27 protein-coding genes and 1 pseudogene are annotated in these 25,604 nt (G+C 30.2%); 18 read left to right on the forward strand and 10 right to left on the reverse strand.

The genetic code is table 11. The features are described from left to right. Nucleotides 1-551 precede the first annotated feature (551 nt). The 3 genes from CF386_RS10070 (at nucleotide 552) to CF386_RS10080 (ending at nucleotide 2,524) form a co-directional block, all read left to right on the forward strand. On the forward strand, nucleotides 552-1,265 hold the full coding sequence (locus CF386_RS10070) for a ZIP family metal transporter (protein WP_089074305.1): 714 nt from the start codon (nucleotides 552-554) through the stop codon (nucleotides 1,263-1,265). A gap of 412 nt (nucleotides 1,266-1,677) precedes the next feature. Continuing rightward, entirely contained in the window at nucleotides 1,678-2,247 is a 570-nt protein-coding gene (locus tag CF386_RS10075) for a cysteine hydrolase family protein (protein WP_089074306.1), read from the forward strand. Nucleotides 2,248-2,269: 22 nt separating this feature from the next. Further along, nucleotides 2,270-2,524 carry a hypothetical protein gene (locus tag CF386_RS10080; RefSeq protein WP_089074307.1) on the forward strand — a complete coding sequence of 85 codons (255 nt, stop codon included), beginning with the start codon at nucleotides 2,270-2,272 and terminating at the stop codon, nucleotides 2,522-2,524. A gap of 151 nt (nucleotides 2,525-2,675) precedes the next feature. On the opposite strand, the gene CF386_RS10085 is transcribed toward CF386_RS10080, so the two are convergent. Then, nucleotides 2,676-3,932, reverse strand: coding sequence for an exonuclease/endonuclease/phosphatase family protein (locus CF386_RS10085; RefSeq protein ID WP_089074308.1), 1,257 nt, complete (start codon nucleotides 3,930-3,932; stop codon nucleotides 2,676-2,678). 997 nt (nucleotides 3,933-4,929) lie between these two features. On the opposite strand from CF386_RS10085, the gene CF386_RS10090 reads away from it, so the two are divergent. The 4 genes from CF386_RS10090 (at nucleotide 4,930) to CF386_RS10105 (ending at nucleotide 7,525) form a co-directional block, all read left to right on the forward strand. Further along, nucleotides 4,930-5,373, forward strand: a complete 444-nt coding sequence (locus tag CF386_RS10090; RefSeq protein ID WP_264080505.1) for a cysteine hydrolase family protein — start codon at nucleotides 4,930-4,932, stop codon at nucleotides 5,371-5,373. Between the two features lie 21 nt (nucleotides 5,374-5,394). After that, a complete protein-coding gene (locus tag CF386_RS10095) occupies nucleotides 5,395-5,601 on the forward strand; it encodes a hypothetical protein (RefSeq protein ID WP_089074309.1) in 207 nt (68 codons plus the stop codon). 23 nt (nucleotides 5,602-5,624) lie between these two features. Beyond that, nucleotides 5,625-6,620 (forward strand): FUSC family protein, encoded by a 996-nt coding sequence (locus CF386_RS10100; RefSeq protein WP_089074310.1) that lies wholly within the window; start codon nucleotides 5,625-5,627, stop codon nucleotides 6,618-6,620. A 68-nt stretch (nucleotides 6,621-6,688) separates the two neighbouring features. After that, the gene (locus tag CF386_RS10105) at nucleotides 6,689-7,525 is read left to right on the forward strand and encodes a 7-cyano-7-deazaguanine synthase (RefSeq protein ID WP_089074311.1); all 837 of its coding nucleotides are present in this window, start codon (nucleotides 6,689-6,691) and stop codon (nucleotides 7,523-7,525) included. An 11-nt stretch (nucleotides 7,526-7,536) separates the two neighbouring features. Here CF386_RS10105 and glpD read toward each other — a convergent pair whose 3' ends face one another. From glpD to CF386_RS10120, 3 genes are all read right to left on the reverse strand, one after another. Beyond that, nucleotides 7,537-9,054, reverse strand: coding sequence for a glycerol-3-phosphate dehydrogenase (gene glpD, locus CF386_RS10110; RefSeq protein ID WP_225971764.1), 1,518 nt, complete (start codon nucleotides 9,052-9,054; stop codon nucleotides 7,537-7,539). Nucleotides 9,055-9,171: 117 nt separating this feature from the next. Then, the gene (gene glpK / locus CF386_RS10115; protein ID WP_089074313.1) at nucleotides 9,172-10,683 is read right to left on the reverse strand and encodes a glycerol kinase GlpK; all 1,512 of its coding nucleotides are present in this window, start codon (nucleotides 10,681-10,683) and stop codon (nucleotides 9,172-9,174) included. An 83-nt stretch (nucleotides 10,684-10,766) separates the two neighbouring features. Continuing rightward, nucleotides 10,767-11,870, reverse strand: coding sequence for a YeiH family protein (locus CF386_RS10120; RefSeq protein WP_089074314.1), 1,104 nt, complete (start codon nucleotides 11,868-11,870; stop codon nucleotides 10,767-10,769). A 277-nt stretch (nucleotides 11,871-12,147) separates the two neighbouring features. On the opposite strand from CF386_RS10120, the gene CF386_RS10125 reads away from it, so the two are divergent. Beyond that, a complete protein-coding gene (locus tag CF386_RS10125) occupies nucleotides 12,148-12,441 on the forward strand; it encodes a hypothetical protein (protein WP_089074315.1) in 294 nt (97 codons plus the stop codon). 211 nt (nucleotides 12,442-12,652) lie between these two features. On the opposite strand, the gene CF386_RS10130 is transcribed toward CF386_RS10125, so the two are convergent. Both CF386_RS10130 and CF386_RS10135 read right to left on the reverse strand, forming a co-directional pair. After that, a complete protein-coding gene (locus tag CF386_RS10130) occupies nucleotides 12,653-13,171 on the reverse strand; it encodes a YagU family protein (RefSeq protein WP_089074316.1) in 519 nt (172 codons plus the stop codon). 486 nt (nucleotides 13,172-13,657) lie between these two features. Then, nucleotides 13,658-14,239, reverse strand: a complete 582-nt coding sequence (locus CF386_RS10135; RefSeq protein ID WP_089074317.1) for an outer membrane protein — start codon at nucleotides 14,237-14,239, stop codon at nucleotides 13,658-13,660. A gap of 413 nt (nucleotides 14,240-14,652) precedes the next feature. Here CF386_RS10135 and CF386_RS10140 point away from each other — a divergent pair, with 413 nt between their 5' ends. Continuing rightward, a complete protein-coding gene (locus tag CF386_RS10140; protein ID WP_089074318.1) occupies nucleotides 14,653-15,180 on the forward strand; it encodes a hypothetical protein in 528 nt (175 codons plus the stop codon). 93 nt (nucleotides 15,181-15,273) lie between these two features. Here the strand turns inward: CF386_RS10140 and msrA are convergent, their stop codons facing one another. Further along, nucleotides 15,274-15,753, reverse strand: coding sequence for a peptide-methionine (S)-S-oxide reductase MsrA (gene msrA / locus CF386_RS10145; RefSeq protein WP_089074319.1), 480 nt, complete (start codon nucleotides 15,751-15,753; stop codon nucleotides 15,274-15,276). 3 nt (nucleotides 15,754-15,756) lie between these two features. Continuing rightward, on the reverse strand, nucleotides 15,757-16,125 hold the full coding sequence (locus tag CF386_RS10150; RefSeq protein WP_089074320.1) for a methionine-R-sulfoxide reductase: 369 nt from the start codon (nucleotides 16,123-16,125) through the stop codon (nucleotides 15,757-15,759). Nucleotides 16,126-16,236: 111 nt separating this feature from the next. Between CF386_RS10150 and CF386_RS10155 the strand changes: the two genes are divergently transcribed. Beyond that, nucleotides 16,237-17,076 carry a D-hexose-6-phosphate mutarotase gene (locus CF386_RS10155; RefSeq protein WP_089074321.1) on the forward strand — a complete coding sequence of 280 codons (840 nt, stop codon included), beginning with the start codon at nucleotides 16,237-16,239 and terminating at the stop codon, nucleotides 17,074-17,076. A 64-nt stretch (nucleotides 17,077-17,140) separates the two neighbouring features. Here CF386_RS10155 and CF386_RS10160 read toward each other — a convergent pair whose 3' ends face one another. Then, nucleotides 17,141-18,835 carry a phospholipase D-like domain-containing protein gene (locus tag CF386_RS10160; RefSeq protein ID WP_089074322.1) on the reverse strand — a complete coding sequence of 565 codons (1,695 nt, stop codon included), beginning with the start codon at nucleotides 18,833-18,835 and terminating at the stop codon, nucleotides 17,141-17,143. A 335-nt stretch (nucleotides 18,836-19,170) separates the two neighbouring features. Continuing rightward, nucleotides 19,171-21,120 (reverse strand): hypothetical protein, encoded by a 1,950-nt coding sequence (locus tag CF386_RS10165; RefSeq protein WP_089074323.1) that lies wholly within the window; start codon nucleotides 21,118-21,120, stop codon nucleotides 19,171-19,173. Nucleotides 21,121-21,320: 200 nt separating this feature from the next. On the opposite strand from CF386_RS10165, the pseudogene CF386_RS13735 reads away from it, so the two are divergent. The 8 genes and pseudogenes from CF386_RS13735 to CF386_RS10200 form a co-directional block, all read left to right on the forward strand. After that, nucleotides 21,321-21,401, forward strand: a pseudogene (locus CF386_RS13735) (IS6 family transposase); the annotation flags it as partial. Between the two features lie 124 nt (nucleotides 21,402-21,525). After that, on the forward strand, nucleotides 21,526-21,726 hold the full coding sequence (locus CF386_RS10170) for a hypothetical protein (protein WP_089074324.1): 201 nt from the start codon (nucleotides 21,526-21,528) through the stop codon (nucleotides 21,724-21,726). A 151-nt stretch (nucleotides 21,727-21,877) separates the two neighbouring features. Next, a complete protein-coding gene (locus CF386_RS10175) occupies nucleotides 21,878-22,831 on the forward strand; it encodes a GIN domain-containing protein (protein WP_089074325.1) in 954 nt (317 codons plus the stop codon). A gap of 418 nt (nucleotides 22,832-23,249) precedes the next feature. Next, complete coding sequence (locus CF386_RS10180; RefSeq protein ID WP_089074326.1) at nucleotides 23,250-23,435, forward strand: hypothetical protein; 186 nt, start codon at nucleotides 23,250-23,252, stop codon at nucleotides 23,433-23,435. Between the two features lie 12 nt (nucleotides 23,436-23,447). After that, a complete protein-coding gene (locus CF386_RS10185; RefSeq protein WP_089074327.1) occupies nucleotides 23,448-23,723 on the forward strand; it encodes a hypothetical protein in 276 nt (91 codons plus the stop codon). A 62-nt stretch (nucleotides 23,724-23,785) separates the two neighbouring features. Beyond that, nucleotides 23,786-23,980, forward strand: coding sequence for a hypothetical protein (locus CF386_RS10190; RefSeq protein ID WP_089074328.1), 195 nt, complete (start codon nucleotides 23,786-23,788; stop codon nucleotides 23,978-23,980). A 136-nt stretch (nucleotides 23,981-24,116) separates the two neighbouring features. Next, nucleotides 24,117-24,719: an IMPACT family protein gene (locus tag CF386_RS10195; protein WP_089074329.1), complete on the forward strand. Its 603-nt coding sequence runs from the start codon at nucleotides 24,117-24,119 to the stop codon at nucleotides 24,717-24,719. A gap of 33 nt (nucleotides 24,720-24,752) precedes the next feature. Next, complete coding sequence (locus CF386_RS10200) at nucleotides 24,753-25,307, forward strand: PH domain-containing protein (protein ID WP_089074330.1); 555 nt, start codon at nucleotides 24,753-24,755, stop codon at nucleotides 25,305-25,307. Nucleotides 25,308-25,604: the final 297 nt, after the last annotated feature.

Here is a 25,604-nt window from a genome sequence, read left to right on the forward strand (position 1 = left end):
AAATCCCTCTAAATTAACTGATAATATTTTGCAGGAATAGTATATTCAGCATAAAATTGTGAGATGTTCAAAAATAACTCACTTTAATCTTCTAATAAACAATCTAACATTATGAATTTAAAACTAATTTATTTAAATTATAAATCCATTAATATTGTTGTATTTAGCAAATTTAGCATTCAAATTGGTATTATCACAATTCAAATGTCACATTTTAAAAATAAAATTAATGGCAATTAAAATAATGCTATGCAAATCTTATTTTTCAAAAGATATATCGATTTAAAGAAGGGAAAGGTAATATTTGATCTTTTAATTTCAAAATTTAATTGAATAAAAAAATGGACTTCTAATAACAGACATCCATAGTAACTTAAAGTTTATATCATAAAAAAACTTATTAGCCATACTAATACTGATTGAGAATCAGTGGTTTATGTATTTTAATTTAAACAAATTTATTTAGGTATTTAATTTAAATATGTCTTTATATAACATAAGTATATCTTTGGTCTAATATAATTTACATAAGTTACTAAAATTGTAAATCTATGGATATCGTTGTTCAAATTATACGCTTTTCTTTTTGGTCTGGTATTACCGTTTTATTTGGTGGCTTGCTGGCCTATTTGTTTAATAAAAAAATAAATAATTATACAATTAAGAACTTTATTATTACTATTTTAATGTCATTTGGGGGTGGTGTAATTTTATCAGCAGTTTGCTTCGTTCTCATCCCAGAGGGTCTAGAAAAAACAAATCTATTGAGAGGATTAATATTATTTTTTAGTGGAAGTATTGCTTTTTTATTAATTGATAGAGCCATTGCCAATAAAGGAGGAAGTTATGCTCAGCTTATGGCAATGCTTTTAGATTTTGTTCCAGAAGCATTATCACTGGGAGCAATATTTGCACTTGATCCCAGTCTTGGAATGGTTCTAGCAATCTTTATTGGGATTCAAAATTTACCCGAATCATTTAATGCTTATTTTGAATTGAAGAAAGGGAAATTTACAGATAAATCTATCTTCATTTTATTTTTTTGTCTCAGTTTTGTAGGTATTATTTCTGCACTTGTAGGACATTTTATTTTATCCAGCCATGAGGAGTTAACAGGATCCGTAATGCTTTTAGCAAGTGGTGGGATAATCTATATCATCTTCCAAGATATTGCACCAAAAATAAAGATTGAAAACTCTTGGATACCCGCATTAGGTTTTAACTTGGGTATTGGATTAGGGATCATTGGAACAGCAATAGGATAATATAATTAACAAGTTAATTGTGATCTAAATTTATATGGAAATAAGTACTTACAAAGTTTAAAAAAAATGAATAATTAGATTCACTCAAACTTTTTCAAAAACTCTGCTTTCATGAAATGCAAACTTATCGTAATTTAGAGCTTTTATGAACAACTCTTTCTAAATTTGTCCCAGGTTGGTGTTCAAATGTCTCCATCTAGACTCATTCATTGAATTTAATTTTTATATAATTGATTCAATCAAAATATTACTATTCATTAAGTATTTATCTGGAATAGTAAAACTTAATGACATATGAAAAGCTATCATTGTAAAAAAAACTTACAAACTTGTCTTTTTTTATAAATATACACATTTTTATAACAGGAGTAATATTTCATCAACAAAAGAATTTAACATATGAGAGCATTCTATGAATAACAAAGCATTAATCGTAATCGACTTTATAAATGATATTGTTCATCCTGAAGGAAAAATTTCTCAAGAAATAGCACCTCAAGTCCAAAAAAATGAAGTCATCGCTCATGCAAATAACGCAATTGAGCATTTCAGAAAACAAAGCTTACCTGTCATTTTTGTTAAAGTAGGTTTTAGCTCAGCTTATATCGAACAACCTAAAAATTCACCAATTTTTGGTCTTGCTGATCAATATAAAGCATTGGAGTTAGGTGCTTGGGGAACTGAATATCATAAAGACTTAGATGTTTTAACAAGTGATTATTCTGTAGTTAAAAATAGAATTAACCCTTTTTACAATACTTCCCTAGCAACAGTTTTAAGTGCTAACAATATAGATGAAGTTTTCATGTGTGGTGTCAGTACAAACTGGGCTGTTCACAGTGCTGTAATGGAAGCGCATGATCGTGATTTTAAGGTGAATGTAATTGAAGATGCTTGTGCTGCAGCAAATGAAACAAACCACAACGCATCAATTGAAACACTGTCTAGAGTTGCAAATATAGTAAAGTCCACTGAATTATAAATGATAAATACGGGAGAAAAAAATGAAAAATATAAATCAATTTGCTTGGGCGTTCGTTAATTTTTTCGCATGTTCAAGTGCCATTTTAGTTGCACTTATATTTGGAGCATTGGTCGTGTTTTCTCCAAGTTTTTCATATGCTTCAAATATTGATAGTCAATATATTCAGGACGATGGGCTTAGTTACCCATTATATCAAGACCAAGAAGTAGGTGTCGGCGTATCATGCGCACACTTTAATTCTCTAAATTTTCATTTTCATTACAACTTTAAATAATACAGCTATAAAAAAGAGTGATTTATGTAAATATATGAAATATATTAATAAATCACTCTATCGCTTAACTCTTATATAGTTTTAACTAGAAAGAGACCTATGCTGAAGCTTCTTAAGTTTAAAAAATAATTATTTATATAAACTTTATATATTAATTTGTTGTTGGTTGATAATGATTAACAGGACTTAAATCAGATTGTGTATCGCCACAGTTGGCTTGAACATAATAATCAAATGGACCCGATTTACCTTTAGTACTATCATCTTCATATACAAAACCTTCCACATTACCTTTGATTTCATTAGTCAAGCCAGGATAGCCATAAACATTATAACTTGTTGCATTATCTACTTTATTCCAAGTAATAGTCATAGCATCTCCATCTTCACCTGTTACAGTTGGCATCCTAGGGGCTTTACAAGTTTTTACGGGTCCTGGTCCCGTACTTGTTGTTAATGTAGCTTCAATCATATACGGGTGGTGATCTGTGATACAATTGGGAGTGCCAGTATTACCACATTCATAACCACCAGTAGAAACTAATTGAGAACTATTTTTAATGAATTTTACTTCTTGATTATAAGAAGGGATAGTATGTATTTTAATCATATTATCAGGAGAAGCAATCGTTAAACCTTGCGCATAGGGTGATAAATATTGTTGGTCGAAAGTGTCTGGGTTTCCAGTATTAAAGTCAGCTGAAAAAACTACAGGGGTGTTCTGAAAATCTTTTCTTAATGGATTAATTATCGCTGCATAGATATTTTTTGCAAAATCGCCTCCTTGTTGCGGATCTGATCCCGCAATTGGAAAATGAGTTACCACATAAATAAGTTTTTCAGAGGTGTCTACATTTTGAAAAACAGACCAGGTTGCAATTCTTGGAAATGTACCATAGCCTCCTGTATAAGTTCCCAGATGACAGGTTTGATTTTGAGCTGTGTGACCTGATTGACTCGCAATCTTCTCACAGTTTTGAAAAATTTCATCTTGAACTGAACTACTTATATTTTTCCACCTTTGATTGTTAAACATAATAGGTGTTGCCTCATCAGAACCATTACTTCGCCCATTTCCTATCAATGTGAAAGTGTCTTTACTGGGACTCACCGCAAGAGAAATTTTATCTTTTTCATTTTTATTATTATCGTTTGGATCCCTTTGTCCATATGGATATGCTTCAAGTCCTATGAAGTCATAATTGGGTTTATTATTAATCTCCGAAAAAAATTTATATTTGTCATCCCTTGCGTTTACTTGATTAAAAAAATTATCATACGTTTGTTGAGTTGCTGTTACTGCAGTTGGATGAGTGACCGTTCTAAAGTTAAACACATTTATTGTCATAGCTTGTGCTGATGAGGTTATCAAACCAAGCCATAAGATTAGAGATTTTTTTTTCATCATTTTTAGTCCTTTATATTTTAAGTATCATTTAAATTTATTTTTACTTAGATAATCTCAAATGATCCATTTAGAATATTTTTCTTATTAATAAAATCAATTTCAAATAAAACCTAGCTTGGCCTAGCCTCTTAAATTTTAATTGATCTAATAAATTTCCAAAAAAAATATTTATTATGAAGAAAAGAAACACTCAATTTAATAAATTTGTTGTGAACATTTTTTAAGCGTGACTGCGAAAAATTCCATAACAATTCCTTTTATTCATCTGAGATTATCCGTATCTCAATTATTTTAAATATTTTCAAGCAAACCATTGAAGCTAAAAAACATAAAAATAACTAATTCAATAAGTTATGATGTTCAAGCTGAACAAATGCTGAACAAATAATTTATGCTTTAATTAAAACATTTTTTATCAAAGCTGATCGCAAGTTAACATTTTTATTTAATTTTTTATGAAAATAATCTTAATTATATAAATAAAAAAATAATTTATTTTTTTTATTTCGTATGTATTAAATATAGAAATTTTATGCTTAACCTTCTTATAATTTCATGCTTTCAAATTGAGTTAAATAGTATATTTAATAAGGTTTTAGAAAAATTTTCATGATAATTATCAATAAAATTTAAATGATATATGATTCAATCATACCTATTGCATATACCATATTAAAACATTCTTAAATATTATTATTCACTTAAAAACATCTAACAGTGATTATGTGAAAAAATAAGTTATCAACGACAAATGTAAGTAAAACTTACAGTAATGTTTTTTTTATAAATATACAATATTCTTTATTAGCGTTAATATTATCCCATAGCAACAAACAATAATTCACAATTTCAATTTTAAATAGGAGTAACCTATGAGTAACAAAGCATTAATCGTAATCGACTTTATAAATGATATTGTTCATCCTGAAGGAAAAATTTCTCAAGAAATAGCGCCTCAAGTACAAAAAATGAAGTAATCGCTCATGCAAATAAAGCTATTGAGCATTTCAGAAAGCAAAGCTTACCTGTCATTTTTGTTAAAGTAGGTTTTAGCTCAGCTTATATCGAACAACCTAAAAATTCACCTATATTTGGTCTTGCTGATCAATATAAAGCATTGGAGTTAGGTACTTGGGGAACTGAATATCATAAAGACTTAGATGTTTTAACAAGTGATTATTCTGTAGTTAAAAATAGAATTAACCCTTTTTACAATACTTCCCTAGCAACAGTTTTAAGTGCTAACAATATAGATGAAGTTTTCATGTGTGGTGTTAGTACAAACTGGGCTGTTCACAGTGCTGTAATGGAAGCTCATGATCGTGATTTTAAGGTAAACGTAATTGAAGATGCTTGTGCTGCAGCAAATGAAACAAATCATAATGCATCAATTGAAACATTATCTAGAGTTGCAAGTATTATTAAAACAACTGATCTTTAATAACTAAGAAGGAGTTAAACGATGAAAAATTTTAAAACTTTTAGTGCTCTGGTCATTGGATCTGTAATTCTAACCTGCTCTTTAGCATCAAATGCTTTTGAGCTTACTAATCAAATTGATGAAGCACAAACTGTAAACTGTTCTGTGGGTCAGAATCAACAAGATGCTATTTCAACATGTAATAACTTCAATCCGTTGCTTGAAGGTAGACATCACGAAGACAGATAAATAATAACAAAGGATAAGATATTTTGAGTAATTTTAATTTTCGTACATTTTTTAATATTTTAATATCAATATTACCTACAGGTATTGTCTTTATTTTAACGGAAAATGTCATTTGGTTGGAATATACTTTAATATCTTGTTCTTTATACGTTGTTTTTCATAAATATCATTGGTCTGTTACCAAAATTATTCTTCAATGGATTTTAATTTTAAGCTTATTTAGTGTGATATACTTTTTATCCATTTTACCGATTTACTTTGCTCTATTTACATCATTTTTAGCTGCTATAAGTATTGGTTTATCTGAATTTAATCAAAACTTAAGAACACTGAGTTCATTTATTATTATCCCAACTTTTTATTGTGCTTTTAGTTTTTCAGAATATACCCACAGCAGTCAAATTTTAACTGAGTTCTACAAAATCATCCTTTTCTCTCCATGTTCTTTAATTGGAATGTTCCTAATATTAACCGTAAATGGAGTTATACCATTCCAAAAAAAAAGAATTGATTTATCCTTAGATTTTTCTAAAAACAAAGAACCCTTTCTCATAATATTCACAAGTATTTTTGTCGCCATAATGCTTGGAAATTATTTTATATTTAAATATAACTTACCTGGTGGACAATGGGTTTTATGGTCAATTGTGAGCGTGGCAAATAACAATGTAACCGATACGAAAGCCAAACTCATGCATAGAGTACATGGTGTTTTTTTAGGTTCAGTTATTGGTTTTATACTATGTTTAATCGCTATGTATTTTGTTGTTAATATTCCAATACTTGGTTATGTAATAGCGCTATTAACACCTGCAACATTGCTTATTAAACCTTATGTATTGGCTTTTACCAGTCGATGTTTGTTCATAACGCTCTCAGGATATCTAATAGATCATAGTTTTTTTAAGTCGTTTGAAAGAATTTCAGATGTTCTCTTAGGTGGTATTCTTGGATTAATCATAACTATAATTGTTTATTACATTTATTCTTTCTTTAAGAAAAAAACTATTATCTCTTAAGTGATAAATTATTGTATAATTGCGATTACTAACATAAAACAAATATACTAAAGAACAAGAGACTTTTAATGAAAAAATTTGCTGTTTTATCTTTTTCCGGTGGTATGGACTCATCTTCGCTATTGTTAAAACTACTTGCACAAGGCTTTCATGTCACGACTATCTCGATTGATTATGGGCAGAAACATAAGATAGAACTTGAAAAAGCATCACAACTTATTCAGCTTTTGCAATCCAAAAATTTAAATGTCGAACATCAAAATATTACCATATCTGGAATATCTGAGTTACTTGAATCATCTCTCGTTGAGGGTGGTGATGAAATTCCAACGGGACACTACAGTGAAGAAAATATGAAAAGTACTGTTGTTCCTAATAGAAACAAAATATTTAGTTCAATCATTCAATCTATTGCCCTATCTATATCATTAAAAACTGATTCTGAAGTCTTAATCGCAATGGGAGCACATGCTGGTGATCATGATACTTATCCAGACTGCAGGCCTATCTTTCGTGACAAGGATTATGAAGCATTCATTACAGGTAACTATAATGAAGCAAAAAAAGTTAAATATTATTTACCCTATATTGAATTAGATAAATCTCAAGTTCTTAAAGACGGTTTAAATTCCTGCAATATTTTAGCGCTTGATTTTAAAGAAGTGTATAATCTAACACATACCTCCTATTCAACAGTAAAAATAAACAATGAGTTAATAAGTGACTACTCATCCTCTGCATCTGTAAGTAGAATAGAGGCATTTATAAACAATCACATTCAAGATCCTATACCATACGCAGATCCTTTAACGAATAAAATCCTGGACTGGGACAATGTATCTCAAAAGGTCCAGAAAATCATTCATGATTTTGAGATGCGAAATAATATATCAAAAAATGATTAACTAGAGTCCTATCATGCGAGAGGACTATTCATTAATTTTAATTCGATATAGTCCTTAATGGATTTTATTTTTTCCTGTGGAATCTCTAATCCAAGTTTAGTTCTTCTCCAAAGAATATCTTCTTCAGTTTTTGCAAATTCATTAGAAATCAAATAATCAATCTCTATTTGATAAAGACCATCAAAAAACTCAATTCCCATGTCTTGTATCTTTGAGCAGTTTTTTAATAATTTATATGTATACATCCCATACTGATGAGCATACCTTTCTATAACTGATTCATTTAACCATGGATACTTGGTTTGTATTTGAAAAATTAGAGTTTCTACTGGATATGCAAAATCACCACCAGGTAAAACCGTTTCTTTGGTAACGCAAGGTTTAATATCAGTGAAAAACTGACTTATTTTATCAACTACTGATTCGGAGAGCTGCCTAAAGGTTGTGATTTTCCCACCAAAAATGGACAGTAAAGGTGCCATAGAATCATCTAAATTTAATTCTAAGATGTAATCTCTTGAAATTTTTTGTGCTGATTCTTGTTTTTCATTAACCAGTGGTCTTACACCACTAAAGCTCCAAATAATATCTTTTAACTCAATTTGTTTTACAAAATGTTCATTGATAATATTTAATAAATATGTTTTTTCTTTATCTGAAATTGTCACAAACCTAGGATCACCATCATATTCAATATCAGTTGTACCTATCATTGTGAACTTTTCTAGATATGGAATAGCAAAAATAATTCTTTTATCATCACTTTGAAGAATATAGGCTTTATTAATATTATTTATTTTAGGGATAACAATATGCGAACCCTTAATAAGTCTAATTTGATGAGAAGATGTCAAATTTAAATTATCTTCAATTATGGTTTGAGCCCATGGTCCACCGGCATTAATTAATACTTTTGTCTTTCTTTCAAAAACTTCTTGAGTAAGCCTATTTTTAATCGTTACAACCCACATATTTTTAAATCTTTTGGCCTTCACAATTTGGCAATAATTCCTTACTTCTGCACCATTTTCTTTTGCGTCCATGGCATTTAATAAAACAAGTCTTGCATCATCTACCCAACAATCAGAGTATTCAAATCCAGTTTTCAAGTTTTTTTTAAAATGACCTTCATTGTTTAATTTGACTTTATAGCTTGGCTTTAATATGGTTCTTCTAGCCAAATGATCATATAAAAATAATCCTAAGCGTATAATCCAAGCAGATCTCAAAAAAGGTCTATGAGGTAAAATAAATCTCATTTCACTGACAATATGTGGAGCTTTTTTAAGTAATATTTCTCTCTCTTTTAAAGAATGAGCAACCAATTTAAATTCAAACTGTTCAAGATATCTAAGTCCACCATGAATTAATTTAGAGCTACAAGATGATGTAGCAGCTCCAAAGTCAAAACTATCGAATAATCCTGTTCGAAGACCTCTACTTGATGCATCAGCAGCAATACCACTCCCATTAATACCACCGCCAATAATTAAGATGTCTAATATTGAATTAGAGGAAAATGTGCTCAAAAGAAAATCCCTTTTAATAAAACTATCTATCTAACTTAAGTATATGACTATTTAACAAAATTGATTCATGTTTTTAAAATTTAATAGAGTCATTTCCAGTTTATTTCAAGATCTACCTCATATCTTATTTTTTGCTATATCAGACCAATACTGAACACATTTTACCGCTCTCAACCATCCTTTATATAAACTTTGTATTTCTTTACTTTTTGAATCTGGCTTAAAACTTTTATCGATCTTCATTTTTTCTTTTAATTCATCTAGACTTTCCCAAAAGCCAATCGCCAAACCTGCCAAAAATGCTGCACCTAAAGCTGTAACTTCAATTTCTCTAGGACGTTCAACAGATATATTTAACAAATCAGCTTGAAATTGCATTAAGAAATTATTTGAAACAGCACCTCCATCCACAGTTAAACTTTGTATTTTCATATTGGAATCAACCTCCATAGCATCTATTACATCCTTACATTGAAACGCGATACTCTCTAATGTTGCTCTTATAATATGATCAGCATTAGAATTACGCGTTAAACCCAAAATCGTTCCCCTTCCCCCGGAATCCCAATAAGGTGCACCTAAGCCTGTAAATGCAGGAACTAAGTAAACACCATTGGTCGAATTTACTCTATTTGCACAAATCTCGGAATCTTTTACATTTTTTAATATTTTCAACTCATCCCTTAGCCACTGAACAGAAGCTCCTCCCATGAAAACAGAACCTTCTAATGCATAATTAGGTGTTCCGTCTGCTCCGCATGCTAAAGTTGTGATTAATCCATTTTTTGAGTTTATTTTATTCATTCCAGTATTCATAAGAACAAAACAACCAGTTCCATAAGTATTTTTTATCTGGCCTTCATGAACGCACATCTGCCCAAATAGTGCAGCTTGTTGATCACCAGCCATTCCAGAAATAGGTATTTGGTTGCCACCAAAAATATCGGTGTAACCATAGATAGAAATCGATTTTTGCACTTTAGGTAGCATAGAGCTAGGAATATCAAGTTTTTTAAGAATATTATCATCCCACTTCATATCATTGATGTTAAACAACATGGTTCTAGACGCATTTGTGTAATCTGTTACGTGAACTTTTCCTCCGGTCAACTGCCATACCAGCCATGTGTCTACCGTTCCAAATAATAAATCTCCCTTTTCGGCTTGGGCTCTTGCCCCATCTACATGATCCAAAATCCATTTTAACTTTGTTCCTGAAAAATAAGGATCTAAAACTAGTCCAGTATTTTCTTGAACATAGCTCTCAAAGCCTTCTGCTTTAAGTGCATCACATATATTTTTTGTTCTTCGGCATTGCCAGACAATAGCATTATAAACAGGCTTACCTGTATGTTTATTCCATACTATCGTTGTTTCTCTCTGATTCGTAATACCAATTGCTTTTATCGATGAAATGTTTGTTTTGGATTTATGAAGTGATTCCTTAAAACTTTCAATCTGAGATTTAAATAACTGAATAGGATCATGTTCAACCCAGCCAGGTTTTGGATATATTTGGTTTACTTGAATTTGTGACGAAGATATTATTTGCAAATCTCTATCTACAAATATAGTCCTAGAGCTTGTTGTTCCTTGATCAAAGGATACTATATATTTCCTTTCAGACATTGTATTTAAATCCCTCATTACATAGTTAATAAATGTTTAAGTCTTTCATATTCTTTAAATCGAACTCAGCTAATAATCTTTGACTATATAAAATGATATAAATATAAAACTAATAAACAAAATACACCTAAAATAATCATAGCAATTCCTCCGGCTAAAAGAGGTTTTCCTCCTTGATTAATGAGACTTTTTAGATCAGTATTTAAGCCAATGGCAGCCATTGCCATAGTCATTAGATAAAATGAAGCATTTAATAAAATCGAGCCAACATCTAAATGTAAAAACTTTGAGCACCAGTTAAAAAAACCGAGTGAATTTAAAATAACCATAAACAAAAAATAAAAAATAAAACGAGGACAATAATAATGCCACGGTCTTTTTATAGCCTTATCTTCTGATTCCTGTCGATGTTTAATACCACTTAGAACAACCATAGGTCCTAAAAGAAGTATTCTGACCATTTTGACAACTGTAGCCACTTGACCTGCAAAAATACTGACGGCAAATCCTGCAGCGAGCACTTGAGGAACAGCTTGTATAACAGCTCCTGAAAAAATACCATATTGAAGATCTGTTAAACCTAAATAATTTCCGATTAAAGGAAAAGTAAATATTGCAATAAGACCATACAAAGAAACTACAGCCATTGCTATTGATGTTTGAGTCTCATTAGCTTTTATGACAGGAGATGTGGCTGCAATAGCAGAGCTTCCACATATCACGGTCCCAATTGTAATTAAGGTAGACATTTTTGAATCTAGTTTTAGTTTATTGCAAATATAAATCGTCGAGAAATATGCCATGATCATGCAGAGTAAGTTTATAACTAAAGCACTTCCTGAAATTTTCATCAAATCATATAAATCAAACTTAGCACCCATAAAAATAATCCCTAAAGGCAACAAAGCGTTTGCAGAATACTTGACTCCGTTTAAAAAGAACTTGTTGAGATACTTGGAATTAATGACGCCATTTAAATTCTCAATATTACTTGTTTTTTGATTTTTCTTTAAAAGACTATTTCCCAAAATAATCCCTAATACTATAGATATAATTAAAGGCTCAATGGGATGAATATCAATACCATGTTTATGAATAGTAAAAGGTTTAATTGGTAGATGACTGATTAAATATGAAATGAATGCAATTAAAAAAGTCAAAGATAAACCAGGTATAAGCTTCTTCATGAAATAAAGTCCCTATCTCAATGTTTTTAAATAAAAAATTATTAAATATGGGTCATATCATACGATACTTTTTAGTAAATTGTATTTTTTTTTAAACTGTGTCTTATGAAAACATGAACTTTTTCACTTAAATTTAGAATAGTATATTTTAAGAACATATGACTAGAAACAAATATGTATCTTATTTCATTAAAACTTCATAAATTACGATTTACCTGATTGAAATTATTATATATATTAGAGAAATACAGTTACTTTTTAAAAGGAGATAAGAAGTATGTATAAAAATACCGAATTTCTATTTGAGGAAGCCGCTTTAGGAAAATTAAACTTTTCAATTCAAGAGTTATCTAGCTTGAACCCTCGAACGGAACAAAGTTTATTATCCTCTATTATTGAACATTCATCCTCACAGGCTCAATTATTATCTATTCTTATTTTTTATTCACAAAAAAAAGGATTCCATTGTTTAATGAACAAAAAGGATAAATATGGGGTATCCCCTCAGAAATTGTTAGCTGATAAATTTCCATTAATAAAAGAAGAGTTAAATATTCTTCTTGATTCGTGATGATTGGTTGTTAAAATAAATATGGCAGGATGATTATTTCTGCCATAAATATCAAAACAATTAATCATTGTTTTTCATCTTTAAAATAATTCGATTTATTAATAAGTTATTTATAATTGTAATGTGATTATTATAAATAATTGAGAATAAATAAAAATTACTCTTTTGATGTAACATTCCACCTTTTTAGATAGCAACTATAAAGTTTGTTCTAAGATAGACTTAAATCAGGTTCGTTTGTAATTCTATTTCTAATATCTCTTCTAAAAACTTCAATTGTCCATGCCCACAAAATATGACCTATTGTTTCTGAGAACAACTCTGCTGTAGGAAGATTCCATATTGGCGGAGCTAATTTAAATAAAGGAAGAGCAATACCATGAAATACAATCGTAATAACAATACCGAAAGCTGCACCTTGCCACAGCTTTATTTTTGGACAGATTTCTGAGATAAATGCATATAACATAGCAAAAAAAATAGAAAACAAATGATGAAAACCACATGCTGCAAAATTAATGACATGATTAGAATAATTGTAGACCCAGTTTTGAGCTTGTATCCCTAAATCTTGTAATAACTCTATTGGAGGACTTGCTCTGTCTGGTGTTCTTGGTGGAAAAGGTACTTCTGTTCCAAACTTAACCAAGCTTGCTATATTACCCCCTAAAAATCCACCCCATAATGAAGCTACATACCTTCTATGATTCTTTCTTGTAATTAAACTCATTTTACAACCTTAATCTTATCTATACTATATTTAATAAGCTAGTCTTATATTAAGTTGCAAATATTAGTGCTTTTTAAGTCATATGTATATTTAGAAAATTAGTCAAATATGTTAGTTTTTATTACAGTTACATCCGTATAGAAAATAAACTCGCATTCTAAATGCGGTAATAGTTTTTAACTGATACCCTAAATGAATATTTTTATTAGCCACACTTTACATATTTTACCACTTATATTGTTTTTATTATCTTTCTTTTAAAATTATTCATGAAAATTTACTTTATATCCCCACCTATGACTAGGAACATTAGAAGTTGAAAAAAAATATCGATGAAATGGCTCGCTATTACCTTTTTTTTAATATTTATGTCTCTGTGTAGTTAATATGAGTTTGTTTTTAATTATTAGTCACTCATGCACTTAATGCTTTAAGTGTATGAGTTAAGTAATTGATATTATTTTTGTTTAACTTTATTCATCCAATCTAGAAAGAATAAGTAACACCGAATGATACATTTTGGAAACGTGCAGTATTATTTTTATAATGTGTTTGCTCATTTGTTCCATTAACAAAATTATACGAAAGCTCTAAAGACAAGCTTTTATTTAAATTATAACCAAAACCACCCCCAAATGTTGGCTGCCATTTAGATGAACTTCCTATGGGAAATAGCCAAGAACTGGTGATATCTTGCTGGACTGAAGCGATTCCTGCCCTACCAAAAAAATAAAAGTTTTGATTAATATCTATCTTAGCTTTAATATCAATCGGTATTGTAGTGTTAATCAACAATTTCTCGCTTTTAGCATTGTCACCGGGCATAAAGACATTCCAACCCAAACCAATTTCTGGTCCGACAGAGAAAGTATCATTCACTGAAAATAAATATCCGAAATAGAATTGAGACCCAATGCCTTCATGTGCATCAACTAAGTAATTACTATCATCGTTAGGCCTGGAATTTATCCATGAAAACCCAAGTTGTCCTGATATAAAGGTTTTAGAAAAGCTAGGTGTGGGGAATAATACTACTAAAATTGATAACGTCATTAGAAAATTTTTCATTTATTCGTCCTTAATATCATTTTTTAATTATATTTTTTCCATAAATAATATTTCTAAGTGTCATATACACAAATAATTGAACATCGTTTTAAATAAGAGCGAAAAACGACTTGCTTGCAATTATTTAATTTATAATTATTTTTGACTAACCAATAATAAAACATTGTTTTATTGTTGTAAATATAAATTTACTTTTATTTAACATTCGATTGGCTTCTAGCAAAAGTTAAAATGAACATTGTAGATTATTGATAGAAATACAAAATAATAACTAAATAAATAAAAATCATCCAAGATAAGATTTGCAAAGTTGAATTGTAATCACCTACTATATTATTAAAGAATTAACATAAATTTAAAAATTTACATCTATAATAAAATTTGTTTTAGTAATTAAGTAAGTTATAAAAATTATGATGAAAAGTATTCAAAGATACATGGTAGTTAGTTTTTCCACTGTTTTTCTCAGTATGTCGATTATTATGTTGGTATATGCACTTTATGAAATTATTGTCGGTCTTCATATCATCATTGATCATGCTTTTTTCGCGTTACCTGAAGAAGTCACTAAACCCAATGAAGACGATCCAGTTATCACGACGGTTTTAAATAGTGTGTCATCTGGTGCAATAGCATTAGCATTATATGAACTCGGAATGGGTATTTCTTCCGAATATTTTTTAAGCACATCGAAAAGTCATATACCCCATCAATTTTACCGTTCCCAAAGAAAAGCGGTAACTCGTTTTGTGGCTGTAGCAGTCATCGCTCTGGTGTTAGAGTCCTTTATACTTGTTATAAAATTTGCAAACTTAAACTTGGTCGGAAACTTAACTTATCCAATTGGTTTAATTGTAGCATCGGGCTTTTTATTAATTTCATTAGGCATCTTTTTATATTTAACTCAACAAAATTTGAACACTGAATCAAAAAACAAATAAAGCTCTACCCTTTTAAATTGAAAGTTACGGACGCAGAGCTAAAATGAAAGTTTGATGAATAGATACTTAAAAAGATTCTGTTTTAAATTAAATCTAGAATCTTTTTTTGTAGGTATGACAATATGGTGTTTTACCCGTTTTGGTGTAGTAATTTTGATGATATTCTTCTGCTTTCCAAAAAGTTTTTACTGGAATAAGCTCTGTCACTACATTTAATCCCGAAGACTCCAATATTTTTATAAGATCTTCTGCGCATTCTTTCTCTGATTCATTATTATAAAAAATTGCTGAAATATATTGCGGTCCCATGTCTGGTCCTTGACCACCTTCTTGAGACGGATCATGTATTTCAAAAAAAGCTTTTGCTAAAGTAGTGAAATCTACTTTTGTCTCATCGTAAACAACTTCGACAGTTTCGATATGACCTGTAAGTTTTGTACACACTTGCTCATAGCTTGGATTGTCAATATGCCCGCCCATATAACCTGAAAACACATCAAGTACACCCGGTATTTTTTTCATTAAGTGCTCAACACCCCAAAAGCAACCACCTGCAAAATATGCTTTTTTCATTTTTTATTTTCCTTCTATAAACTTTAATGAAACAGAGTTAACACAATGTCTGATATTTTTTTCTGTCAAAAACTCGCCTTCAAATACATGCCCAAGATGAGCACCGCAATTTGAACAAGTAATTTCAACTCTTCTTCCGTCAGCATCTAGCTCTCTTTTGACAGCACCTTCAATTTCATCATCAAAACTTGGCCATCCACAACTACTTTGAAATTTATGCTCAGATCTATATAGTGGCGTTTCGCACGCTTTACATACATAAACACCTTTTTCAAAATGATTATTATATTTACCTGTAAAGGGATATTCTGTTCCTTTATCAACAATGATTTTTTTTTCTTCTTCGTTAAGCTTATTAAAATATTTATTCATAAGATTTATTTGCCAATTTTTTTTTAGAATATCATAAAATATTCTGTTATTTATATTTTAATGAATAACCTGTAAACTACATCATACAATATGTAATGTACATGACAAAAAATGCAAAATAATATCACCATAAAAACACATAAAAATGGATTAAAATACCTTGATATAAAAACACCACAATGCAAAGCTATGATTTTTTTGCAAGGCGCACAAATTACTAGCTTTATTCCAAATGACCGCCCCGATTTATTGTGGGTATCTGAAGAAAATACATACCAACCTGGGACCAGTATAAGAGGCGGTATACCTATTTGCTGGCCCTGGTTTGGACCTCATCAGGATTCTAAAAAACCTCAGCATGGTTATGCAAGAAATCAACTTTGGGAATTAAACTCCATTTCATACGATGCAGATACGTTATGCATAACCATGTATTTACCAAACACCAAAGAACTCCTCAATCAAGATCTCAATCTTGAAATCGTTTTTAAGTTAAGTACAGAACTTCAAATAGAATTAATCAATCGAAACAATAGTGACGAAACTATTCAAGTCACACAAGCTCTGCATAGTTATTTTCCTGTGAGCGATATCAAAAAAGTTAAAGTAAATGGTTTAAAGGGAGCTGAATATTTCGAGTTTGGAAAGGGCCCTACTTCCGATCATGAAGATTGTGTTCAAATTAATAATGAAACAGACCGCTCCTATCAAAAGGTAGACGAGCAACAAGCTATTCTGGATGAGTCGCGAGAGATTATTATATCTAGAATAAACAGTAAATCCGTTGTTTTGTGGAATCCGTGGATTGAAAAATCAAAATCCCTATCTAACTTTTCATCTATTGACTACAAAAAAATGATCTGTTTAGAAGCCGCTAATATTTTAGATGATAAGATTCTTTTAGAACCCAACCAAACACATAAATTAATTTTAATGATTAAAGAAAAGTAAATACTAACTATGGTAGAAAATCCACCATAGTTAGTCAGTGTTTTGCAACAATATCGTCAATGATTTATGCACTTGGTGAACAAGTTGTTTTATAGACATTTGAAGCATATTTATCATATATTTGAGAGGCATTTTGCAGTGTAAATGACTCTGAAAATGTTTTACTGTTCCAAACCAAATTATAAGTTTTCTCTAAATCTTTTGCTAAACGAGGCTCTCCCCAATTAAAAAAGCCATAATCACGAGTTGCCTCAAAGTAATTTGCACTCAAGTTACCGGTGCCAATCCATGATTTTGCATGTTCTGACTTTGCATCAATGACGATAAATTTAGCATGATCAACCATTGAAAAATCAATACAAGCAACACCTTTAGCTATAGCTGGAGTCCTAAAATTAGTGACCTTCATCTCCACTAAGTTACTTTTACCCAGATTTTTTGCATAATCTAATAAGTCTTTCCAGCCAACGCCAGGTTCATTATGAGCAAAATTCCTTGCTGCGGCCGAAATTCTAACATGAACACCCTCTTTAATTTTCTTTTTAAGTAAATCAACCATAGAGTTCCAATGTTTGCTACCATTATAAAAATTATAAAAGTCAACATTCATTGCCTGCATATCAATTGAGTGTTTAGCTGAATTGATTAAATCAAAAAGAGATTTTTCTTCATTAGATAGTGCATAATTTAATTGAGGATTGTATCCACCTTTATATGTTGCTCTGTGTTTTGTTAAAGGTTGATTGGTTCCTGCTCCCGGAGATACAGCTACAAAAGTGTCCATATGATGATTCGTTATATTTTTTCCTTGATATTTGATAATAGGTTGATCACTTTCATTAGCTGATATTTTAAATATAGAGTTATCTCCGTATTGCTTATCTATATCATAATTTTTTATATCAGCATCAGCAAAGTCTTTCATGATTGAGTTTCGAATAACTTGAGCCTGTTGGTCTAAGTTTGAACTTTTTTTGGTATCTGAGCTTAGATGTAACACGCCTAATTCATGATTGTCAGTAAACTCTGATGGCCCAAAATTTTGAGATCCCATAAAGAATGACTTTCCATCGACAACCATTGTTTTAGCATGAATGATACCTCCGGTGTTATAATCTTGAAAACACTTTCCATTAACCTTCACATAAGCATTATTTATACTATTACCTGACTCTATAAATGTCATTTGATGCGTTATATCATTGTTTTCACAGGAAGATTTGGATGAGAAAACATATTCTGGGTATGGTTCGGCACTTTTATAAGTAAACCCACCGAAAGCAGGGTTTCTTGCATAATAATCACTAACCTTTACATGTATATTTGGACTATATGCATTTAATGAGTCTAGTACTTTTTTATTACTGTTTTCAGTATACCCAAGATACCAATTTACAACAATATATACTTGAACACCCTCTTTAGCTTTTTCTTTAATTTGATCAATCAATTTACTGAAAGCTGCGTTGTCACCGCTAGGCGTAATATAAAAGTTTTCAATAACAATTTCATTTTTTGCACTTTTAATTAACTTTCTATAAGCTTCAAAAGGACTAATTGAATGATCTTCATAGGCAAAGTTTTTGAAACTTTCACTTTCACGAGAACTTGTTATTTTGGAAGCATAATACGGAAAGTTTTCTACTAACCTTAAATTATAGTCATAAGGGGTATACTCAGTAGGTTGATTAGCTGAAGCAATTGTAGTTGATGAAAGTAATATTGAACCAATTACAGCTGAAAGAATTTTTGTTTTCATTATAAATTTCCTGTTATATTAACAACATGGAATTTAGATGGAAATGATTTCATTTTCATGAATTAAATTTTAAATTTTTGTGATATTTGTCAAAAAACATAATCACCTGTTATTTGGCTTGTTTTGGATATGAACTGTGATTTACATTTATCAGCTAAGATTTAAAAAGCGATATTCCAGTTGGTAGAATTGAAACCCCTAATAATATCGCTGAATTAACAGCATTTTTGGAAAAAATACATCATACCAGAAGTATTACTCTCCCAAAATGTATTATTTGACGATAATAGAACAAAGATTAAAGGTAGCGACACATCCTTATGTCCCATAAAAAATCAAAAATGAAGCTTTGTCTGACTTTTAGCTATGTCTACTTCTGCAGGTTCTGACTTTTGTCCATTAGGACAGTTAGCAACTACATAATAAACAAGATCTTCATGTTTATTTTTTGTTGACGTATCTGTAAAGCTATTCCCCTTTATGTTTGACTCTATCGGTTCATTATTCCAATTTTTTACATCGTAAGATATAGCCTGATTGACTTTGTTCCAGCTTAAAGTGACTTCACCAGTCTTTGATATTTTGTCATCAACGGTCGGTTTTTCACATTCAACAGATAATGAGAAATTAGGTATATAGCATGCGTTGTTTCCACCAGCACATGCTTCTTTATCATTAACGACATGTCGAACACCACTGCTTTCAATTAAGTTCCAAGCATAGACATTTTGTAATTGAACGTCTGAAGAACTACCAATCACAGAAATGCCTGAGTCAGTATAATCATCTCCAACCACTGAATAGACTCCCATACCATAGCCTTTAAAAGATTTAGCGCCGTCGATCACGAATGATGAGGGTATCTTAGGTCCACCTCCTTGGTGGTCATAAGGTAATTCAGATTGATAGAAATAAACCTTACCTGAATTGCCTAACCATTCAGTCTGTTTGTCGAAAAAATGTTCAACTGCTAAACCATACATGGTTACATTATTTCCAGTGACTTTAAGACCCTTATTTGCCACAGCTACTTGAGCTCCTTGATTATCCTTAGCCCAAATCCATAAATCATCACCGATAACCGAGTCTTGCTCAATAAGAATAGCTGGATTTTTATTAGCTGTATTTTTACTTGTAAGTTTTACAAAAATATCATAAAGATAACTGTTTTTTGTGGTTGACGTTTTAGATTTATCCATGTGTAATAAAGGTGAATTTAAGTGTCCATCATCCTCAAGAATAAGCCCTGCAATACGTATTCCATTTGCCTGAGTGGTTATTACGGGGTAATCAACATGAGCCGGTTGGATTTTTGGATAACCTAGGCCTAATACAATAAAATCAGATTTTTGGATAGTCATCTGCAATTTATAATTAGCTATCTTTGGATCAGGATCTGGGTTTGCATTAGGAGAAAAAATGATACCTTTTTTACTATCATCTTTATTTATGGTTATGTGATCCTTAGTATTTTTCAATTTCTCAATATCAGACTGATCATTAATAATATAAAAATTATCCTCATTAAGCGGAATTATTTTTGCATTTGTATCAAGCCATTCTGTTCCAATTTTCCCGTCACGCTCAGAAGGAACAACGACATTGAGCTGATTATTCTCCCATATGATATGAGGTTTTTCTGCAATCTTACTGGTTGTCTTATATTGATGAGCATTGCGTTTTATAGTATCACCTGTTGTGTTGACAAGTGTGCTATTCATCCCATCATGTGTCCAATTTTTTCCCCAAGTAGAATTTCTAGCAAACCATTGCTGCTGCGTGCCTCCGTCAACATTACCACTTATATGCGAATCTGCCATAAACCCACCACTAGTATAATGTCCTCCTTTAGATAGATATAAGTTACCGGTAATATTGACTCGACGTAAAGGAGCTGCTTGAGAGACGTTCCAATATTCATTACCTGAAATAGTTAAGTTTTCTAATGCTCGCCAAAAGGTTCGAGTATCTGCGGCACTTGTGTTACCTATAGCAATACCACCATCAATCGTTACATTATCAGGCATGTGTCCTAATCCCATAATTTCAGTAGAGTAATCAACCCCTCTACTAGGAGCTTTGTACGTCCCTTGTTTAAGTAAAATAGCACAGCCATCGATATAATCTTCTTCTATCGTGTCACATGCTTTTAGGGCCGAATCTATTGAATCCTTATTCTCAAGAATATGAACTCGCTTATTAAAAGGTCCGTGTCCATCAGCAAAAATAGAGTTAGATGTAAATCCGAGAGATAGTGTTAATAGTAATAGTGTCTTTTTCTTCATATTGAATCGCTTGTTATAAGTGAATTTTATTTGAGGATAATTTAATATAAATCAAAAGGATATCAGTGATTCACCTTAAAAAAAATTTGTCGGAAAGTAAACTCAGTTAATCAAGAGGTAGATATTATTTCAATATTTTTAGGAGATTCAACAAAGTTAAGATTAAGTTTTCAGACCGAAATCATCCACCAGGTATCATTATGATGGCACTTCGTTATTACCTTACATATATTCGTGAAATTGACGTTATATTTGCTAAGCGCAACATTCATGGAGGTCATCTATAGTTCTTTTATTGATTAAAATGTCTCTTAGTGTCCTTTACTCGTCTTATTTATAACTTATTTCTTTTTTAAAAATTTTATAATATTTAACAATGAAAAAATAATTGATTTGATGAAAAAGATGAAAAATTTATGTTTTGTAGGGTTTGGGATTATAGTTATTTTTTGTCCCTTTTTAATGTCAATAAGCTTGGAAAGTGATGATAATTTCGACGAAAGTATTCAGCAAAAACAATTTATTTGCCAAAAAGACGATAAGCTTATGCAAGATACACTTATTCATCACAACAACGATAGATTGATAGTATCTGAATTAGAATAATTTCAAATTCAACCTTAAATTTTTGAAAAATTTTATAAGTTAGCAAAAGTTGTTAAATATTAATTTTTTTTCAATATAAAATCTATCTATAAATAAAATTTATTTTTAACTTACAAAAATACTCAGAAAATATTCAAAGGAAAGCAACAAAATGAAAAATATTCTCAGAAATAAAGTAAAATGTTTTGTAGTATTCATATTACTATATTCTATTTTTTTATGTCAGGCCAGTGCAGATAATATAACCGTTCATAAAAATATATCAGACTTTTCTAAGCTATCACTTAATTGTAATGGCACCGTTTATTTAAAGCTTGGGAAAAAAGATTCAATAAAAGTAGTTTTAGATAAAAAAGTTCTATCCAAGTTTAATTTAAAAATTAATAAAACCTCAACTACATTAAATCTAGGCATAGAAGATAAAGATAATTCTACACTTCATTGGTTAGAAAATTCAATAAAATCAAAGAATAATGATTTATCTAAAAAAATAAAGTTTTACATAACAATGAAATCAATTAATGGACTGGAAACTCATAATTCTGGTGAAATTTTTGTTCAATCGCCAATTGAAACTTCCAATTTAATCTTAAAGCTATCCAATAATAGCTCAATTAATTTGCCTACAGTTATGAACCATCAAATAGCAGATTTTAATATAGCTAACGATGCAGTTTTAAATATTGGTAACCTCCATAGTAAATCTTTAAACTTAAAAGTCGATAATAATGGAAAAGTAAATGTGGGTGATTTGAGTTCCGATCAAGTTAAATCTTTCTTAAGTAATGCTGGTCAGTTAAAGGTTAATACGTTAAATTCAAAAACAGTTTTCACGTCAATACATAATAAAAGTCAAATATTTATAATGAATGGTAATATAAACTATCAAAAAGTCATTGCGACCAATGCGGGTGTCTTAAAATCAGAAAATGTCAGAACAAACTTTGCGGACGTAAAAATTACAAATGCAGCAAAAATTTTTATGCATATTCTAAAAAATATAAAGCTTGAAGTTCAAAACGATGGTCATCTTTATTTAATTGGTAAGCCTAAATTAAATATAATCCAGCTCCCCAACAATGATGCGGTAGTTCGTTTATCATAATCAATTCGATTAAATTTTGTCTTTAAATACATCTGAGAGTAATAAATATAAAAATTAAATTACTTTCAGCTAATAATCAAAACATTTATTCTAGTATTTGGCATCAAACTCACTTTTCTCCCGGCCGCACCTAAAATATATTAAATATCAACTGCTTATTGAAAAATTATATGCCAAAAAATTGTCTTATATTGTCCCTTTTATGTCCTTTCTATCACTCACAAACTCTCTTTTATTTTATTAAAATTATTTCTTTAAAATATAAAAATATATAAATGAGGATTAAAATGAAAAAATTAGTATTGTATTAGGTTTATTTGTTTTTTTTACATCAAATCTATATGCACTTCAACCAACCACGAATAAAACTATCTCACAAGAAACAATTAAGGTTAGTGATCTTGATTACCAAAATGTCTTGGAACAACGTGAAAATTTAGAACAAGGCAGAAAAGAATCAATTAATCATGATATCGACGATAGTGAACTTGATGAAGACAAAACAACTGACGTTGATTATGAGAAATTTTTAAACCAGCATAATAACTTTAATAAAAAAAGTGATAACGCATTACCTAAAGAGCAAGTGGAAATAATCAACTAACGGGTATTAATGATGTCTGAGAAAATGCAAAAAACTAAAGTTTCTACAAAAGAAAAAATGGATCATGTTTATGATGATGATGTAAAACATAAACATAATAAAGATCATCTTGAATATCGAGATCATGAGCCGTCTCACCCATTAAAAAAACATGGTGGTAAAAATGAAGGTCATAAACATCTTGTAAATCATCATGAAGACGGTCGTCATACTCGTCATCATCATGATAAGAAACACGATCATAAAAAACCTTCAAGAGAACATCATAAAACTTCAAATAAAAAATAAATTTGTAGTGTCTCAATAAAATTTAAGCTAGCTAATCAGTTAGCTTTTTTTAAAAAGTAGTGATGCCACCCTTAGATGGTGTTCTGCTACAAGGTGATATTGAAGCTTTGGAAGATGCAATCGACGAAGGCAAAATAGCACAGCGAGGTTGGACTGTATCCAAATATGGTGCAGTCAAAGACGAAATAAAAAAGAGTGATTTATATAAATATATGAAATATATTAATAAATCACTCAATCGCTTAACACTTATATAGTTTTAACTAGAAAGAGAGAAGTATTCACTTTAAATCAAAAATTGACAATTTTATAACGTATCAATTCATATAATAGAATTGACATAAGCTTTTAGTCTAACTAACATATCTGTTTTAAGGCTAATGATGAAGACTCTTGACTTTTTTAGTACCTACAACAAGTTGTAAAGCTTCTTTTATTGAAAAAAAAAGTAAGTTTATTGGAATAATATACCCTTTAAATAATAAAGATGAGCTAACTGCCCTTTTGAAAGAAGCACAAAAACTTTATCCAGATGCGAGTCATTATTGTTATGCTTATAAAATCGGTAATGTTAGCTCACCCAGCCATGCAGGTATGAATGATGATGGTGAACCGAAAGGTACAGCGGGCAAACCAATTTTTAATCTAATCAATCATAACAACGTAAGTAATATCTTGATTATTGTTGTTCGATATTACGGTGGAGTTAAGCTGGGGGCCGGTGGGTTGACGAGAGCTTACAGTAAGGCAGCAAGTCTTGTTTTTAAATCTATTACAACCGAAACATACTTTATGTCCTTTAAAGCCACAATCACTATTGATTATAAGTCAGAAAAAAAATTGATTATGTGGATTAATAAATCAAAGGTAATCATAGTAAATAAGTTTTACGATAAAGCTATCACTTATGAACTATCTATTCCTCAAACCTTGGAAAGTGAATGGAATAAAATATTTGAAAGCGTAAGTATTGTAAGTAATACACTGAAACGTTAAAAATTTATAAAATTTTAAAGGTGGACTGAATTGATGTTTAATTATAAAAATGCTTCAAAGCAAGAATTAAAAGAACAATTTAAAAGAATTGCTAAATCACAAGGTGAAAGAAACTTTATTATCAGTAATGAAAAATACTATCTTCCTAAAGTTTTAAACGAGAACGAAGAAATATTATCTTTTATAACAGGTAGAATGAATGATACTAAATGGTTAATTACTTTGACTAACCAAAGAATTATTTTAATTGATAAAGGTCTTTTATATGGCCTAAAACAGATCACTATTGATTTAAAACATATTTCTTCGATATCTTCGACCACTGATTTAACTTCAGGGAAAATACAGATTAATCAAGAAAATAACAATTATTTAATAGAACATATTTCAAAAAAACTTGTTGTATACTTTGTCAAAAAGGCAAACGAAGTACTACAAACTATACACTTAGGCGGTTCTTCGTTAAAAAACTCTTCTGACGAATCAACTGAGAATAAACTCGTTGAATTAATTGAATTGAGAGAAAAAGGGTTAATTAATGAAACAGAATTTGCAAAAGCCAAAGCAAAGGTATTAAATATCGAATGAGTACTTGTCTTCAAGTACTATTTATACTTTTTAGTTATGCTTTATAGAGTTCGAACTTTCATTTTTCTTAATAAGAAAGCTTAAATTAAAATATCATGAGCAAAAAGAGAATCTCAGTAATCCTAATAGATAAAAAGTAAAGCAAATAACGCGCCGCCATAAAAGCCTCAATTCCAAGATTCCAATCTTCATTAGTTGATGAAAAGGAAAACAAAAAACCTCGCTCACATTATATTTGTACCCAGATTCAATAAAGTCGTCAAAAATATTGAAAAAAAGTTAATAAAATATTGGACG

Origin of the sequence: Paraphotobacterium marinum, from assembly GCF_002216855.1 — a bacterium.
GTDB classification, from domain to species: Bacteria; Pseudomonadota; Gammaproteobacteria; order Enterobacterales; family Vibrionaceae; genus Paraphotobacterium; species Paraphotobacterium marinum.

Coding starts and splice junctions, on each gene's coding strand:
- CF386_RS10070 (WP_089074305.1), top strand. CDS start 552: ATGGATATCGTTGTTCAAATTATACGCTTTTCTTTTTGGTCTGGTATT.
- CF386_RS10075 (WP_089074306.1), top strand. CDS start 1,678: ATGAATAACAAAGCATTAATCGTAATCGACTTTATAAATGATATTGTT.
- CF386_RS10080 (WP_089074307.1), top strand. CDS start 2,270: ATGAAAAATATAAATCAATTTGCTTGGGCGTTCGTTAATTTTTTCGCA.
- CF386_RS10085 (WP_089074308.1), bottom strand. CDS start 3,932: ATGATGAAAAAAAAATCTCTAATCTTATGGCTTGGTTTGATAACCTCA.
- CF386_RS10095 (WP_089074309.1), top strand. CDS start 5,395: ATGAAAAATTTTAAAACTTTTAGTGCTCTGGTCATTGGATCTGTAATT.
- CF386_RS10105 (WP_089074311.1), top strand. CDS start 6,689: ATGAAAAAATTTGCTGTTTTATCTTTTTCCGGTGGTATGGACTCATCT.
- glpK (WP_089074313.1), bottom strand. CDS start 10,683: ATGTCTGAAAGGAAATATATAGTATCCTTTGATCAAGGAACAACAAGC.
- CF386_RS10120 (WP_089074314.1), bottom strand. CDS start 11,870: ATGAAGAAGCTTATACCTGGTTTATCTTTGACTTTTTTAATTGCATTC.
- CF386_RS10125 (WP_089074315.1), top strand. CDS start 12,148: ATGTATAAAAATACCGAATTTCTATTTGAGGAAGCCGCTTTAGGAAAA.
- CF386_RS10130 (WP_089074316.1), bottom strand. CDS start 13,171: ATGAGTTTAATTACAAGAAAGAATCATAGAAGGTATGTAGCTTCATTA.
- CF386_RS10135 (WP_089074317.1), bottom strand. CDS start 14,239: ATGAAAAATTTTCTAATGACGTTATCAATTTTAGTAGTATTATTCCCC.
- CF386_RS10140 (WP_089074318.1), top strand. CDS start 14,653: ATGATGAAAAGTATTCAAAGATACATGGTAGTTAGTTTTTCCACTGTT.
- msrA (WP_089074319.1), bottom strand. CDS start 15,753: ATGAAAAAAGCATATTTTGCAGGTGGTTGCTTTTGGGGTGTTGAGCAC.
- CF386_RS10150 (WP_089074320.1), bottom strand. CDS start 16,125: ATGAATAAATATTTTAATAAGCTTAACGAAGAAGAAAAAAAAATCATT.
- CF386_RS10155 (WP_089074321.1), top strand. CDS start 16,237: ATGCAAAATAATATCACCATAAAAACACATAAAAATGGATTAAAATAC.
- CF386_RS10160 (WP_089074322.1), bottom strand. CDS start 18,835: ATGAAAACAAAAATTCTTTCAGCTGTAATTGGTTCAATATTACTTTCA.
- CF386_RS10165 (WP_089074323.1), bottom strand. CDS start 21,120: ATGAAGAAAAAGACACTATTACTATTAACACTATCTCTCGGATTTACA.
- CF386_RS10170 (WP_089074324.1), top strand. CDS start 21,526: ATGAAAAATTTATGTTTTGTAGGGTTTGGGATTATAGTTATTTTTTGT.
- CF386_RS10175 (WP_089074325.1), top strand. CDS start 21,878: ATGAAAAATATTCTCAGAAATAAAGTAAAATGTTTTGTAGTATTCATA.
- CF386_RS10185 (WP_089074327.1), top strand. CDS start 23,448: ATGTCTGAGAAAATGCAAAAAACTAAAGTTTCTACAAAAGAAAAAATG.
- CF386_RS10190 (WP_089074328.1), top strand. CDS start 23,786: ATGCCACCCTTAGATGGTGTTCTGCTACAAGGTGATATTGAAGCTTTG.
- CF386_RS10200 (WP_089074330.1), top strand. CDS start 24,753: ATGTTTAATTATAAAAATGCTTCAAAGCAAGAATTAAAAGAACAATTT.